We start from the raw sequence: 13,644 nt of genomic DNA on the forward strand, positions 1-13,644 counted from the left end.
TTCCGGAGAGTGATTAATCATTTTGATCGGCTTGTCGCACCGCCCTCTTCCCGGACTCTTGCGATCTTGGCGTCGCTGTCTGTTTTGTCCCGATCGAAGGAAGAAGGTGGGCGGAACATGGCCGCCACTCAGAGGATCACCGCGGGCGTCACCCTCGCCGCTGTCTGCGCCGCGGCGCTCGCCGGTTGCGCGCTCGACGGCACCGGTGCCAAGAAGGGCGCGCAGGACGAAGGCGCGCACGGCGCGAAGAAGGCCGTGGGCGCACCCGCGCCCGCGCCCAAGAACGCGGTCCGCCTGATCGGCGACGGCTCCACCGCGTACACCGGCGCGCAGCCGCGGCAGCCCCGGGCCGAGCGGCTGAAGCCCGGTCAGCGACCGCCGCAGTTCGTGGTCTTCTCCTGGGACGGGGCCGGCGAGGACAGCCAGCGGCTGTTCTCGCACTTCCGCAAGGTGGCCAAGGACAACCGGGCGACGATGACGTACTTCCTCAGCGGCGTGTACATGCTTCCGGAGGCGAAGCGCGACCTGTACCGGCCGCCGCAGCACTCACCCGGCCGCTCCGACATCGGTTTCAATGACGAGCAGGGCGTCAAGGACACCGCGGAGCAGCTGCGCGGCGCCTGGCTCGAGGGCAACGAGATCGGCACGCACTTCAACGGCCACTTCTGCGGCAGCGGGGGCGGAGTGGGCGAATGGTCGGTCGAGGACTGGAAGGACGAGATCGCCCAGGCCAAGGCCTTCGTCAAGTCCTGGAAGACCAACACGGGCGCGAGGGACGCCTCCCCGCTGCCCTTCGACTACGACAAGGAGCTCGTCGGCGCCCGGACGCCCTGCCTGGAGGGGCAGAAGAACTTCATGAGCGCCGCCCGCGAGCTCGGCTTCCGCTACGACACCAGCGGCGTCAACAACCAGGTCTGGCCCAAGAAGAAGAAGGGCCTCTGGGACCTGTCGTTGCAGCTGGTTCCGGTCCCGGGCCGTGCCTTCGAGACGCTGACCATGGACTACAACTTCATGGTCAACCAGTCGGGCACCACGTCCAAGGGCGATCCCGCCAAACACGCGTACTGGGGCGACCAGATGCGTGACGGCCTGCTCGCGGGCTTCTCCCGCGCCTACAACGGCAACCGCGCGCCCCTGATCATCGGCAACCACTTCGAGTCCTGGAACGGCGGCACGTACATGCGCGCCGTCGAGGAGACCATCGAACGCGTCTGCACCCAGCGCGAGGTGCGCTGTGTCTCCTTCCGGCAGCTCGCCGACTGGCTCGACGCCCAGGACCCCAAGACCCTCGACAAGCTCCGCACCCTCAAGGTGGGCCAGGCTCCGGAGCAGGACTGGGCGTCGTTCCTGTCCGACCGGCCCGCTCCGGCCCCGAAGGGCGTGCCGGGCGCGCCGGCGGGCAGGCCGTAGCTCCTGGCAGGCGTCCGGGCGGGCATCCGCCCGGACCGGCCGGGGCCGCGGCACGCACCCGGTCCGAGTGACCGACCGTCGGCGGCAGGTCGTCGCCGGCCTCACCTCAAGGAGGCCGGTGACCATCATGTTCATGAAGCGTAGTGATGTGCCCGCGTCCGAGGGCTGTCGGACGTGAAGAAGACCACTCGTCAGCGGGGTGGGGGCCGGGTGTGCGTAGGGTCGTACCCATGAGTACGACAGGTGCGAACGCCGACCCCCTCGCGGCGCTGGGTTCGCTGCCGGGCGTGGCGGAATCCGTCGAGTCCGTGCGCAAGGCCGTGGACCGCGTCTACGGGCACCGCATCATGCGGCGCCGCAGCAACGAGATCACCGGGGAGGCCGCTCTGCGGGGCTCCCGGGGATCGGCGGCGCTGTCCGGTGCCGACTGGGCCCTCGAAGAGGTGCGCCGGAGGACCGACTTCAGCGGCGACGACGAGGCCAGGGTGGTGGGCGCGGCCCTCAGGCTGACCGCGGAGGCGGGCGAACTCCTGTCCATCTGGCGGCAGTCGCCCCTACGGGTACTGGCGAGGCTGCACCTGGTGGCCGCCGCCGACAACGGGGACACGGTCGGGCGTCCGCGGCAGGACGGGGAACCCGTCACGGAGACCGCGGCGGGCGCCGCCGGGCCGCCGCTGATCGGGCTTCCGGTGCCGGACGCGGCGGAGGTCGAGGGCCGCCTCGACGGTCTTGCGCGGCTGGTCATCGCGGGAAGCTCGGCACCCGCCCTGGTGACCGCCGCCGTGGTGCACGGCGAACTCCTCGCGCTGCGCCCCTTCGGCTCCCACAACGGCCTCGTCGCGCGCGCGGCCGAACGGATCGTCCTGATCGGCAGCGGTCTCGACCCCAAGTCGGTCTGCCCGCCGGAGGTCGGTCACGCGGAACTCGGCCGGGCGGCCTACGCCGCCGCTCTCGACGGCTACGCCTCCGGGACCCCGGAGGGGATGGCGGCCTGGATCGCCCACTGCGGCAAGGCGGTCGAACTCGGAGCCAGGGAGTCGACGGCGGTGTGCGAGGCGCTGCAGCGAGGCGCCGCATAGGCCCCTGAACAGGGTTGCGGCGGTACGGATTTCCGTACCGCCGCTGGCATGTTCACTGGGGTACCAAGCGTCCTCGTAGTTTTGCCCATCAGGTCGGGAACTGTTGCCCGTCACCTGGTGCGGCTGGCCCGTAATCGACGGGTCGACGTCGCGTGGGTGCCCGGTGTTCATGCTCGGTCCGTGGGGCCTCGGTTTGCGTTTGAAGGTGATCCTTTCGGATGTCCTTGGTCTCGCGGGCCGTTAACCCCTTTGTACTCCTGGACCGGAGGAAGCGGAACCCCTCCCTGTACTTCTTTACTTTTATGCCCAAAGGGAGTGAATCGGTCGCCCGGCCCTGAGGGCCGTGTCAGGAGGGGCGGCGCGGACGGGGGAGGCGGCAGGGGCACCCCGGAGGGCTCAGCCCACCGCCGCGCGACGGCGGCTGGCGTACCAGACCAGGCCCGCCGTGGCCGCCGCCGCTCCTATCGCCGCCGCGGCCACGAGCGCCGGCCGCGGCGGTACGGACAGCCGCTGCTTGAGCCGCACCGGGTGGTGGAAGTCGAGGATGGGCCAGCCGCGCGCGGTGGCCTCGCGGCGCAGCGTGCGGTCCGGGTTCACGGCGTGCGGATGGCCGACCGCCGAGAGCATCGGGACGTCGGTCGCCGAGTCGCTGTACGCGTAGCAGCGCGCGAGGTCGTACCCCTCGGACGCGGCCAGCTCCTTGATCGCCTCGGCCTTCGTGGGGCCGTACGCGTAGTACTCCACCTCGCCGGTGAAGCAGCCGTCGTCGCCCACGACCATGCGGGTCGCCACCACCCGGTCCGCGCCCAGCAGCTCACCGATCGGCTCGACGACCTCCGCCCCGGACGTGGAGACGATCACGACGTCGCGTCCCGCCATGTGGTGCTCCTCGATGAGGGAGGCGGCCTCGTCGTAGATGATCGGGTCGATCAGGTCGTGCAGGGTCTCGGCGACGATCTCCTTCACCTGTCGGACGTTCCAGCCGCGGCACAGCGCGGACAGGTACGCGCGCATGCGCTCCATCTGGTCGTGGTCGGCACCGCCCGCGAGGAAGACGAACTGGGCATATGCGGTACGCAGCACCGCCCGGCGGTTCATCAGGCCGCCTTGGTAGAACGACTTGCTGAAGGTGAGCGTGCTCGACTTCGCAATGACCGTCTTGTCCAGGTCAAAGAAGGCCGCTGTACGAGGCAAGGAGTGGTTTTCCACGGGGTTGAGCATATGCGCCCGCCATTCGGGCTAGTGTGGGGCGCGTGGGTTTGCCTGAGAGGCCTCTCGGGTACACCATGGAAGTCACGGATCGTTCGCGACCGTGCTAACCCGGTCCGGCTCCTCCCCCCCCGAGTCAGACCGTGGGGACGACCCCCGCTCTCCCCCCCGGCGGGGGTCGTCGCATGTCCGGATGGGTTTTCCCTTCCGTTTTCCAGGACGCCGGGCCCCGCACTGCGGGGCCCGGCGTTTCTCTGCGCCCGCACAGGATTGGTCACTGTGTGTAGTTGACGCACTGCGCTAGGGAAGTCGTACAACGGTCACCTGTTTGGGTGAAGGCGATATTCACAACCGTCTAGTTGTCCACAGTTATCGACCAAGATCCACACGATTTCCAGCATCGCTGCACCGTGATTCCAGCGCGTACCGCTCGCGGAAGTTCATGGCCGGTTCCGTTTGTCCGGCGGCTATGGCCGGTTCGTATCGGCGGTTCATATGGAGGACCGGTTGCCGGTTCTCGCGCACGAGCGGGAATCGCGGGGCCGCAGGGGCTCCGCGAGCAAGCAGCGAGGGGAGCTGGAGAGCATGACGGGGGCCATCACACACGACCGGCCGTCGGCCGCCGAGGGGCGGCAGGGCGGACCGTTGATCGTCACGGAGGACGCGCATCTGCTGGACGACCTGCTGCGGCTGTGCGCCGCGGCCGGCGCCCGGCCGGAAGTCCACCACGGCGTGCCGGAGCGGGGCGGCGGCTGGGACACGGCACCTCTGGTGCTCGTCGGCGACGACGCGGCGCGGCGGGTGCGGGGCGCCGCGCGCAGACGTGGCGTGGTTCTGGTGGGGCGGGATCAGGACGACGCCGGGGTCTGGCGACGGGCCGTGGAGATCGGCGCCGACCATGTGCTGCTGCTGCCGGATGGCGAACAATGGTTGGTCGACCGGATCGCCGACGTGGCCGAGGGAGTCGGACCGCCCGCCCTGACCGTCGGCGTGATCGGCGGCCGCGGAGGCGCCGGATCGTCCACGCTCGCCTGCGCGCTGGCGGTCACCTCGGCGCGCCAGGGAAGGCGCACCCTCCTCGTCGACGCGGATCCACTGGGCGGCGGACTCGACGTACTGCTCGGCGGAGAAGCCGCGGAAGGACTCCGCTGGCCGGCCTTCGCCGCCTCGCACGGGAGGGTCGGCGGCGGAGCCCTGGAGGAGTCGCTGCCCTCACTGCACGCCCTGCGGGTCCTCAGCTGGGACCGTGGCGACTCCGTCACCATCGCGCCCGAAGCCGTCCGGGCGGTCCTGGCCGCCGCCAGAAGGCGCGGCGGGGCGGTCGTCGTGGATCTGCCGCGCCGGATCGACGAAGGGGCCGCGGAGGCCCTCGCACAGGTCGACCTGGGGCTGCTCGTGGTCCCCGCCGAGCTGCGCGCCGTCGCGGCGGCCGGGCGAGTGGCGTCCGCGGTCGGCATGGTCCTGCGGGACCTGCGCGTCGCGGTCCGCGGGCCGTACGCGCCAGGACTGGACGACCGGGAGGTCGCACGGCTCCTCGGACTGCCCCTCATGGGCGAAGTGCCCGGGGAACCGGGGCTGCCGGCGGCCCAGGAGCGGGGCGCTCCGCCCGGCGGGGACGGCCGCGGGCCGCTCGCGCGCTTCTGCTCGGCGTTCTGGGAGCGGGCCGCGGTTGCCGGAGGCGGCGTATGAGCGGGGGCACGGGCCTGCGGGGCACGGCGCCCGTGCAGGCGGGGCCGCCGGGCGGGCGCACGGGCATCGGTTCGCCGGCGGGCCGGCCGACGGGCGTGAGCGTGTCCGCCGACACGGGGCTGCTCGACGGGGTCCGGCAGTGGCTCGCCGAGAGCGGCGGCGAACCGACCCCCGCGCGCGTGGCGCAGGCTCTGCGGGAGCAGGGGCGGGTGCTCGGGGACGCCGAAGTCCTCGGTGCGGCCGAGCGCCTGCGGTCGGAGCTGATCGGGAGCGGGCCGCTGGAGCCGTTGCTCGACGACCCCTCGGTGACCGACGTGCTGGTCTCGGCGCCCGACCGGGTGTGGGTGGACCGCGGCGGCGGCCTGGAACTGACAGCGGTGCCCTTTCCGGACGCGGCGGCCGTACGACGCCTGGCACAGCGCCTCGCGACCGTGGCCGGACGGCGGCTCGACGACGCGCACCCCTGGGTGGACGCCAGGCTTCCCGACGGCACCCGACTGCACGCGGTGCTGCCACCGGTCGCCGTCGGTTCGACCTGCCTGTCGCTGCGGGTCGTACGGCCGAGGGCGTTCACGCTCGACGAACTGGTGGCCGCGGGGACGGTACCGCCCGGCGGGGACCGGCTGCTGCGGGCGCTGCTCGACGCGAGACTCTCGTTCCTGATCAGCGGCGGCACGGGCAGCGGCAAGACGACGCTGCTGAGCGCCCTGCTCGGCCTCGTCGGACCGGGCGAGCGGATCGTGCTCGCCGAGGACTCGGCGGAGCTGCGCCCCGACCATCCGCACGTCGTACGGCTCGAATCCAGACCCCCAAACCAGGAGGGCGCCGGGCTCGTCACGCTCCAGGACCTGGTGCGCCAGGCGCTGCGCATGCGGCCGGACCGGCTGGTCGTCGGTGAGGTGCGTGGACCTGAAGTGGTGGCGCTGCTGGCCGCGTTGAACACGGGGCACGAAGGTGGCTGCGGGACCGTGCACGCCAACGCGGCCTCGGGAGTGCCGGCCCGGCTCGAGGCGCTGGGCACGGCCGCGGGGCTCGACCGGGCGGCGCTGCACAGCCAGGTGGCGGCCGCGCTGTCCGTGGTGCTCCATCTCGTGCGCGACCGGGCCGGACGGCGGCGGATCGCCGAGGTGCACGTCCTGGAGCGCGATCCGGCCGGGCTGGTCGTGACGGTGCCGGCGCTGCGGTGGGGCGCCAGGGCCTTCTCGTACGGGCGTGGGTGGGAGCGGCTGCGGGAGCTGCTCGGTGGCATCGATGACGCGGGCGGGCGGAGGGAGGGGCTGTGACGGGGATCGCCGAGGTGTCGATGGGCGCGGCGATGGCGTGTGCCGGAGCGGCGGCCTGGCTGATGGGCGGGCCGGGGCCGGGGTCGCGACGGGCTCAACTGCTGTGCGCGGGTGGCGGAGAGGCGGGGGCCGGGCCGCCCTCGTGGCAGCGGGCGACACGGACCGGGGAGCGACTGCGGCGGCTGCACGCGACGCACGGCGAGTGGTGGGCACTGGTCGCCGGAGTGCTGGTCGCCCTGCTGGGGACGTCCGTCGTGCCGGTGGTCCTGGGCGGGCTCGGAGTTCCGCTGGTACGGCGAGCCCGCCGGGCCGGAGCGGCGCGGCGGGCGAGGGAGCGGCGGGCCGACTCGGTGATCGCGCTGTGCGGGGCGTTCGCCGGGGAGGTCCGGGCGGGGCGGCAGCCGGGTGAGGCCCTGCTGGGCGCCGCCCGGGACTCGGGAGGGCTCGGGGACGCGCAGGCGGTGGTCCTGGCGGCGGCCCGGTTCGGCGGGGACGTGCCGGGCGCACTCACCGACGCGGCCCGGCAGCCCGGGGCCGAGGGACTGCTGGGCCTCGCCGCGTGCTGGCGCGTCGCTGTGGACCGGGGCGCCGGACTCGCGGCCGGGCTCGGCCGGCTGGAGGGGGCACTGCGCGCGGAGCGTGACCAGCGTGCCGACCTGCGTGCCCAGTTGGCGGGCGCCCGGTCGACGGCGGTGCTGCTCGCGGGGCTGCCGGTGCTCGGGCTGCTCCTGGGCACCGCGCTCGGGGCCGACCCGCTGCACGTCGTGCTGCACACCGGCGCGGGCCTCGGCTGTCTGCTGGTCGGCGGCCTTCTGGAGAGCGCCGGACTGTGGTGGGCGCTGCGGATCGTACGGGGAGCGGAGGCGGGATGAGTACGGAGGTAGTCCACAGGCTGGGGGTGACGGTGTGCGTGGTGGCGGCGGTGTGGGCGCTGACCCGGGCCTTGAGCCACGCGCGGCGGGAGCGGCGGACGCGCAGGCGGTCGAAGGCGCTGTCGGCGCGGTGGGCCGGTGAGGCCGGATCGTCCGCGGGACCGGTCTCCGGGGGACGGATCCTCTCGGGGCGGATCTCCACCGGGCGGCGCTCACAGATGCGTGGCGCCGTGCGGCGATGGCTGCCGGTGGTCGGTGCCGTGAGCGCCTGCTGGGTCTTCGTCGGCGGCGCGACCGGGGCCGTGGTGGGACTTGCGGCCGGGTTCGGGATGTGGCGGTGGCAGCGGAGACCGGCGCCGGTGGAGGAGTTCGACGCGTCGCGGGCCGAGCGGCAACTGCCGCTCGCCGCGGATCTGCTGGCCGCCTGCATCGCTGCGGGCGCGAGTCCCGTCCTGGCCGCCCGGGCGGTGGGTGAGGCGCTGGACGGCCCCGTGGGGGAGCGCCTGGCGCGGGGAGCCGCCGAGGTGCGGCTCGGGGGCGAACCGGGCGAGGCGTGGCGAGGACTGGCAGCGCTGCCCGGGGCCCGGCCACTGGCCCGGCTGCTGGAGCGGGCCGGTGAGTCGGGCGTGCCGGCGGCGGTACCGGTGGCGCGCCTCGCCTCCGAGGCCCGCACGGAACGCGGGCGTGCCGCCACGGCCAGGGCGCGACGGGCGGGCGTGCTGATCACCGCCCCCGTGGGGCTGTGTTTCCTGCCCGCGTTCATCGCGATCGGCGTACTGCCGGTGGTGCTCGGGCTGGCGGGCGGCGTGTTGGGAGGAGGCGACTGACGACCGGCTGAAAGGGCTGCACGACGAGCCATGGACGAGTGATGAAGGTCAACGGAACAGAGCTGTACGGGGGTTCGGATGGACAAGGCAGTGCGGGTACGTATGCGGGTGCGGGCGTGGGTCCTTGTGGGCAGGGCCTGTGCGGGGCGGGCGCGGGTGGCGCGGCGGGATGCCGGGATGGTCACCTCCGAGTACGCGATGGGACTGATCGCGGCGGTGGGGTTCGCCGCGCTGCTCTACGAGGTGCTGACCAGCGGGCAGGTGCGCGGTGCTCTGCAGGACATCGTGGGGCGGGCGCTCAATGGGCAGTTCTGAGGCAGGGGCGACGGCTTCGGTCACCGGGCGGGCCGATCCCGGCCGGGGCCGGGGGCCGGGCCCGCCCCCGGCGGCCGGTGACGGCGGTTTCGTGACGGCGGAGGCGGCCGTGGTGCTGCCGGTGCTGGTCGCGTTCACGATGGCCCTGGTCTGGGCGTTGCTGGCCGCGGCCGCGCTGATCCAGTGCGTGGACGCGGCCCGGGCGGGCGCCCGTGCGGCGGCCCGGCAGGAACCGCCGGGCACGGTCATGGAGACCGCCCGGCAGGCGGCGCCGGGCGGAGCCCGGGTCTTCGTCCGGAGGGAGGGCGACCTGGTGCGCGTGCGGGTCGAGGCCGACACACCGGGGCCTGACGCGCTGGCCCTCGACCTGAGCCAGGAGGCCACGGCCCTCGCCGAGGAGACGGTGGGGGCGGCCCGGTGAGAACAGGGGGACGGGCGCGAAGGGCAGGCCTCGGGACGCGTAAGGGACCACGTGCTCTGTGGCCGGCGTCGGACCGGGGGTCGGCGACCGTCTGGACCGTGGGTGCGCTCGCGATGCTGTGCGTGGTCTTCGGCGCCGTGCTCGCGATGGGGCAGGCGGTGGTGGTCCGTCATCGTGCGGGCGGCGCTGCCGACTTGGCGGCCCTCGCGGCGGCCGACCACTGGACGGACGGCGGGACGCGGGCGTGTGCCCTGGCGGACCGGGTGGCGCGGGCCCAGGGCACCCGGATCGTGCGGTGCGCGGTCCGGGGTGACATCTCGGACGTCACGGTCGCGGCGGGAAGAGGGCCGCTGACCGCCGAGGTGAGGTCGAGGGCCGGCCCGGCCGGGCCCCTGACACCGGGCGGGCCGCCTGGCCTTGGGCCATCGGGCGAACCGGTCGGCCCCGTCGGCCCCGACGGCCCCGTGGGGCCGGGCAGCCGGTGGGTCCGGTGACCGCACCGGGTTCCATAACTCCGGTGCCTCAGGTCACCCCTGGGGAACCGGCGCCGGCCGGAATCCGGGGCGAGCGGAGGGGGGAGGCGAGGGCCAGGACCACGCCCCCCTGGCACTGGCCCTCCGTGGCTGCCGGCACCTTGCCGGTGACGCCCTCCTGGCCGACGGCGTGACCTGGTTCCGGTGCCGACGAGATGCCCGACTACTTGGTGCGCCCCTCCTCGCGGTGCCCTGGTTCTTCCGCGCGGCGCTCCACCGGTTCCTCTCCGCGACGCACCTCCGGTTCTTCTCCGGTGTGCGCCTCCGGGGCGTCGCGCAGGAGGACGGTCAGCAGGCGCACAGCCCCCCGCTTGTGCAGCGGTTCGTTGCCGTTGCCGCACTTGGGGGACTGGATGCAGGACGGGCAGCCCGCCTCGCACTCGCAGGAGGCGATGGCCTGGCGGGTGGCGGTGAGCCACTCGCGGGCGGTGTGGAAGGCACGTTCCGCGAAGCCCGCGCCGCCGGGGTGACCGTCGTACACGAAGACGGTGGGCAGGAGTGTGTCCGGGTGCAGCGGGACGGAGACACCGCCGATGTCCCAGCGGTCGCAGGTGGCGAAGAGCGGAAGCATGCCGATCGACGCGTGCTCGGCGGCGTGCAGGGCACCGCCCAGGATCTCGGGATTCACCCGGGCGGCGTCGAGCTGGTCCTCGGTGACCGTCCACCACACGGCCCGCGTACGGAGCGTGCGGGCAGGCAGATCGAGTTTCGTCTCACCGAGCACCTCGCCGGTCATGAGACGACGACGTAGGAAGGAGACGACCTGGTTGGTGACTTCGACGGAGCCGTAGCACAGGCGGCCGTCGCCCCAGGGGACTTCGACGTCCGTCTCCAGGACGGAGATGGCGGTGGTGTCGCGGGCGACCGTCGAATACGGCGGGTTGGCCTCCTGGACCAGGGCGACCGAGTCGTCCAGGAGGAGTTCGTCGACCAGGTACGTACGGCCCTGGTGGAGGTGGACCGCGCCTTCGTGGACGGTGGTGTGGGCGGCCGAGGCGTCGACCGTGCCCAGCAGCCGTCCGGAACCGGCCTCCACGATCTGCACCGGGCTGCCGCCTCCGCCGCGGATGTCGGCCAGGTCGGCGGCCCGCTCCCGGCGCGTCCAGTGCCACGCCTTCGTGCGGCGGCGCAGCAGCTTCGCGGCCTCCAACTGCGGCAGCAGCTCTGCCGTGGCCGGTCCGAAGAGGACGAGATCCTCCTCGGTGAGGGGGTGTTCGGCCGCTGCGGCGCACAAGTGGGGCGCGAGGACGTACGGGTTGTCCGGATCGAGGACGGTGGACTCCACCGGCTGGTCGAACAGGGCCTCCGGATGGTGGACGAGGAACGTGTCCAGCGGATCGTCGCGGGCGACCAGGATCGCCAGCGCCCCCTGCCCGGAGCGGCCCGCGCGGCCCGCCTGCTGCCACAGGGAGGCGCGGGTGCCCGGGTAGCCGGCGATGACGACGGCGTCCAACCCGGAGACGTCGATGCCGAGTTCCAGGGCGGTGGTGGCGGCGAGGCCGAGGAGTTCGCCGGAGTGGAGGGCACGTTCGAGGGCGCGGCGTTCCTCGGGGAGGTATCCGCCGCGGTAGGCGGCCACGCGCCGCACCAGGGAGCGGTCGACCTCGGCGAGCCGTTCCTTGGCGATCACCGAGATCAACTCGGCCCCGCGCCGGGACCGTACGAAGGCGACCGACCGGACGCCCTGGACGGTCAGGTCGGTGAGGAGGTCCGCGGTCTCGGCGGTGGCGGTGCGACGGACGGGGGCGCCCTTCTCGCCGTGCAGGTCGGTGAGGGGCGGCTCCCAGAGGGCGAACACCAGCTCGCCGCGCGGTGAGGCGTCGTCGGCGACCTCCACCACGGGAAGGCCGGTGAGGCGGGAGGCGGCGACCGAGGGCTCGGCGGCTGTCGCCGAGGCCATCAGGAAGACGGGGGAGGAGCCGTAGCGGGCGCACAGGCGGCGCAGCCGGCGGAGCACCTGGGCGACGTGTGACCCGAAGACACCTCGGTAGGTGTGGCACTCGTCGATGACGACATAGCGCAGCGCGCGCAGGAAGGAGGCCCACCGGGCGTGGGAGGGGAGGATCCCGCGGTGCAGCATGTCGGGGTTGGTGAGGACGTAGTTGGCGTACTGCCGTACCCACTCGCGTTCCTCGACCGGGGTGTCCCCGTCGTAGACCGCGGAGCGCACGGCGTGGCCCAGAGGATGTGAAAGTTCCTTCACGGATCGCCGCTGATCTGCGGCGAGGGCCTTGGTCGGCGCGAGGTACAGGGCGGTCGCGCCGCGGCCGTTCGGCGCTTCGGAACCGTCGAGGAGGGTGGACAGGACCGGGACGAGATAGGCCAGGGACTTGCCGGAGGCCGTACCCGTGGAGACGATCACCGATTCGCCGTCCAGGGCGTGCTCGGCGGCGAGCGCCTGGTGGGCCCAGGGGTGTTCGACACCGGCGGACGCCACGGCGGCGACGACTTCCGAACGGATCCGGTCGGGCCACACTGCATGGCGACCCGCACGTGGGGGCAAGTGCTCCGTATGAGTGATGCGCGAAGCCCGGCTCGGCCCCGAGGCGAGCCGGTCCAGGATCTCGCCCGGCGAGGGGCGGGATGCGGTGTCCGTCGAGGTTCGATCGGGTCGGAGATTCTCGGCCATCGGCATCGAGTGTGTCACTGGCGTGACGGACAATGGACCCAAGGCGTCGTGCACGCCTGCCGGTAAGTGATTGAATGCCATCGCGGCTGGCGAACCGTCCCGGGGGCTCCGCCGAGGTGTCCCTTGGGATGACCGCTCGATAGCAAGGTGCTGGAGGATCCGTGGACCTGTCCCTGTCGACCCGTACCGTCGGCGATCGTACGGTCGTCGAGGTCGGTGGCGAAATCGATGTATATACCGCGCCCAAGTTGCGCGAACAGCTGGTCGAGCTGGTGAACGACGGCAGTTTCCATCTTGTCGTCGACATGGAGGGCGTGGACTTCCTCGACTCCACCGGTCTCGGCGTGCTCGTGGGTGGCCTGAAGCGGGTGCGTGCCCATGAGGGCTCGCTCCGGCTGGTCTGCAACCAGGAGCGCATTCTGAAGATCTTCCGCATCACCGGCCTCACCAAGGTGTTCCCGATCCACACCTCGGTCGAGGAAGCGGTGGCGGCCACCGACTAGCGGCCGTCGTCCGGCCCGTCCCTGACTGGCCGGTCAGTCGCCGACAGCCGGATCCCGGGCCTGGCCCGGGAGGCAGAAGTCAATGGAGGGGGGTCGGGTCTCGGCGACCCGGCCCCCCGACCGCACGCCCGTAGTTCCGAGGGGGATGCATGGCCACCGTTGAACTCCGCTTCAGTGCGCTGCCCGAGCACGTCAGGACCGCCCGACTGGTGGCGGCAGCGGTGGCGCGCAGGGCCGGAGTGGACGAGGCCGTCCTCGACGAGGTCAGGCTCGCCGTCGGCGAAGCCTGCACCCGGGCCGTCGGCCTGCACCAGAGCGGCGGAATCTCGGCGCCGGTGCGGGTGTCGTTGATCGAGGAGGAGAAGCAGTTCTCCATCGAGGTCGGCGACGAGGCACCGCACACGGTTCCCGGTGACAAGACACCGGGCGCCCATGGCGGAAGCGACGGCGCGGACGTCGAGACCGAGGAGGACGAGATGGGCCTCGCGGTCATCAGCGGCCTCGTCGACGACGTGGAAGTGACCGCCAGTGAGAACGGCGGACTGATCAGGATGAGCTGGCCGACCACGCCGCCGGCCGTGCTCCTTTCCTGATCCACCCCCCGGTACTGCCCCAACCTGTGCGAAAGGGCCCTGCTCACCAGGGCCCTTTCGCATGTCCGGCCGCGCATGTCCGGCCCGAACCCCGGCCCGTTGCCTCCGGAGCGGCCCTCCTGGGCGCCGCCCTACCGCCCTCCGGCCGCCCCTGGGCCCGCGTCGGCACCGCTCGGTGTCCCCGGGATCGCCCGGCCCTCGTCGGCCGCCCCGGCGGCAGCTCCGTACCGTCCTGTGTCCCGGACCCGCGGACGGGCCGACAGCCACTCGGCACGGCCCGG

13 protein-coding genes are annotated in these 13,644 nt (G+C 73.0%); 11 read left to right on the forward strand and 2 right to left on the reverse strand.

Annotated features, from left to right (window positions below; all coding sequences use genetic code 11):
• The first annotated feature begins 117 nt into the window (after positions 1-117).
• A complete protein-coding gene (locus O1Q96_RS03460) occupies positions 118-1,410 on the forward strand; it encodes a polysaccharide deacetylase family protein (protein ID WP_269246797.1) in 1,293 nt (430 codons plus the stop codon).
• 230 nt (positions 1,411-1,640) lie between these two features.
• Entirely contained in the window at positions 1,641-2,489 is an 849-nt protein-coding gene (locus O1Q96_RS03465) for a Fic family protein (RefSeq protein WP_269246798.1), read from the forward strand.
• Positions 2,490-2,885: 396 nt separating this feature from the next.
• On the opposite strand, the gene O1Q96_RS03470 is transcribed toward O1Q96_RS03465, so the two are convergent.
• A complete protein-coding gene (locus O1Q96_RS03470) occupies positions 2,886-3,710 on the reverse strand; it encodes an HAD family hydrolase (RefSeq protein WP_269246799.1) in 825 nt (274 codons plus the stop codon).
• A 573-nt stretch (positions 3,711-4,283) separates the two neighbouring features.
• On the opposite strand from O1Q96_RS03470, the gene ssd reads away from it, so the two are divergent.
• The 7 genes from ssd to O1Q96_RS03505 all read left to right on the forward strand — a co-directional run bounded on the left by ssd (position 4,284) and on the right by O1Q96_RS03505 (position 9,599).
• Entirely contained in the window at positions 4,284-5,387 is a 1,104-nt protein-coding gene (gene ssd / locus O1Q96_RS03475; RefSeq protein WP_269246800.1) for a septum site-determining protein Ssd, read from the forward strand.
• A complete protein-coding gene (locus O1Q96_RS03480; protein ID WP_269246801.1) occupies positions 5,384-6,670 on the forward strand; it encodes a TadA family conjugal transfer-associated ATPase in 1,287 nt (428 codons plus the stop codon). Before ssd ends, O1Q96_RS03480 begins: the two co-directional genes overlap by 4 nt.
• A gap of 20 nt (positions 6,671-6,690) precedes the next feature.
• The gene (locus O1Q96_RS03485) at positions 6,691-7,542 is read left to right on the forward strand and encodes a type II secretion system F family protein (RefSeq protein ID WP_269253456.1); all 852 of its coding nucleotides are present in this window, start codon (positions 6,691-6,693) and stop codon (positions 7,540-7,542) included.
• On the forward strand, positions 7,539-8,369 hold the full coding sequence (locus O1Q96_RS03490; RefSeq protein ID WP_269246802.1) for a type II secretion system F family protein: 831 nt from the start codon (positions 7,539-7,541) through the stop codon (positions 8,367-8,369). The genes O1Q96_RS03485 and O1Q96_RS03490 overlap by 4 nt, the downstream gene beginning before the upstream one ends.
• A 78-nt stretch (positions 8,370-8,447) precedes the next feature.
• Positions 8,448-8,684, forward strand: a complete 237-nt coding sequence (locus O1Q96_RS03495; RefSeq protein ID WP_419586418.1) for a DUF4244 domain-containing protein — start codon at positions 8,448-8,450, stop codon at positions 8,682-8,684.
• A complete protein-coding gene (locus O1Q96_RS03500; protein ID WP_269246803.1) occupies positions 8,671-9,105 on the forward strand; it encodes a TadE family type IV pilus minor pilin in 435 nt (144 codons plus the stop codon). Before O1Q96_RS03495 ends, O1Q96_RS03500 begins: the two co-directional genes overlap by 14 nt.
• A gap of 56 nt (positions 9,106-9,161) precedes the next feature.
• Complete coding sequence (locus tag O1Q96_RS03505; protein WP_331276100.1) at positions 9,162-9,599, forward strand: Rv3654c family TadE-like protein; 438 nt, start codon at positions 9,162-9,164, stop codon at positions 9,597-9,599.
• A gap of 202 nt (positions 9,600-9,801) precedes the next feature.
• Here the strand turns inward: O1Q96_RS03505 and O1Q96_RS03510 are convergent, their stop codons facing one another.
• Positions 9,802-12,348 (reverse strand): DEAD/DEAH box helicase, encoded by a 2,547-nt coding sequence (locus O1Q96_RS03510; RefSeq protein ID WP_269246804.1) that lies wholly within the window; start codon positions 12,346-12,348, stop codon positions 9,802-9,804.
• Positions 12,349-12,428: 80 nt separating this feature from the next.
• On the opposite strand from O1Q96_RS03510, the gene bldG reads away from it, so the two are divergent.
• A complete protein-coding gene (gene bldG / locus O1Q96_RS03515) occupies positions 12,429-12,770 on the forward strand; it encodes an anti-sigma factor antagonist BldG (protein WP_003975386.1) in 342 nt (113 codons plus the stop codon).
• 149 nt (positions 12,771-12,919) lie between these two features.
• The gene (locus O1Q96_RS03520; RefSeq protein ID WP_269246805.1) at positions 12,920-13,363 is read left to right on the forward strand and encodes an ATP-binding protein; all 444 of its coding nucleotides are present in this window, start codon (positions 12,920-12,922) and stop codon (positions 13,361-13,363) included.
• Positions 13,364-13,644: the final 281 nt, after the last annotated feature.

The organism is Streptomyces aurantiacus, assembly GCF_027107535.1.
In the GTDB taxonomy this organism is placed as follows: Bacteria; Actinomycetota; Actinomycetes; order Streptomycetales; family Streptomycetaceae; genus Streptomyces.

Coding starts and splice junctions, on each gene's coding strand:
- O1Q96_RS03470 (WP_269246799.1), bottom strand. CDS start 3,710: ATGCTCAACCCCGTGGAAAACCACTCCTTGCCTCGTACAGCGGCCTTC.
- O1Q96_RS03500 (WP_269246803.1), top strand. CDS start 8,671: ATGGGCAGTTCTGAGGCAGGGGCGACGGCTTCGGTCACCGGGCGGGCC.
- O1Q96_RS03480 (WP_269246801.1), top strand. CDS start 5,384: ATGAGCGGGGGCACGGGCCTGCGGGGCACGGCGCCCGTGCAGGCGGGG.
- O1Q96_RS03460 (WP_269246797.1), top strand. CDS start 118: ATGGCCGCCACTCAGAGGATCACCGCGGGCGTCACCCTCGCCGCTGTC.
- O1Q96_RS03520 (WP_269246805.1), top strand. CDS start 12,920: ATGGCCACCGTTGAACTCCGCTTCAGTGCGCTGCCCGAGCACGTCAGG.
- O1Q96_RS03485 (WP_269253456.1), top strand. CDS start 6,691: ATGGGCGCGGCGATGGCGTGTGCCGGAGCGGCGGCCTGGCTGATGGGC.
- ssd (WP_269246800.1), top strand. CDS start 4,284: ATGACGGGGGCCATCACACACGACCGGCCGTCGGCCGCCGAGGGGCGG.
- O1Q96_RS03495 (WP_419586418.1), top strand. CDS start 8,448: ATGGACAAGGCAGTGCGGGTACGTATGCGGGTGCGGGCGTGGGTCCTT.
- O1Q96_RS03510 (WP_269246804.1), bottom strand. CDS start 12,348: ATGGCATTCAATCACTTACCGGCAGGCGTGCACGACGCCTTGGGTCCA.
- O1Q96_RS03490 (WP_269246802.1), top strand. CDS start 7,539: ATGAGTACGGAGGTAGTCCACAGGCTGGGGGTGACGGTGTGCGTGGTG.
- O1Q96_RS03465 (WP_269246798.1), top strand. CDS start 1,641: ATGAGTACGACAGGTGCGAACGCCGACCCCCTCGCGGCGCTGGGTTCG.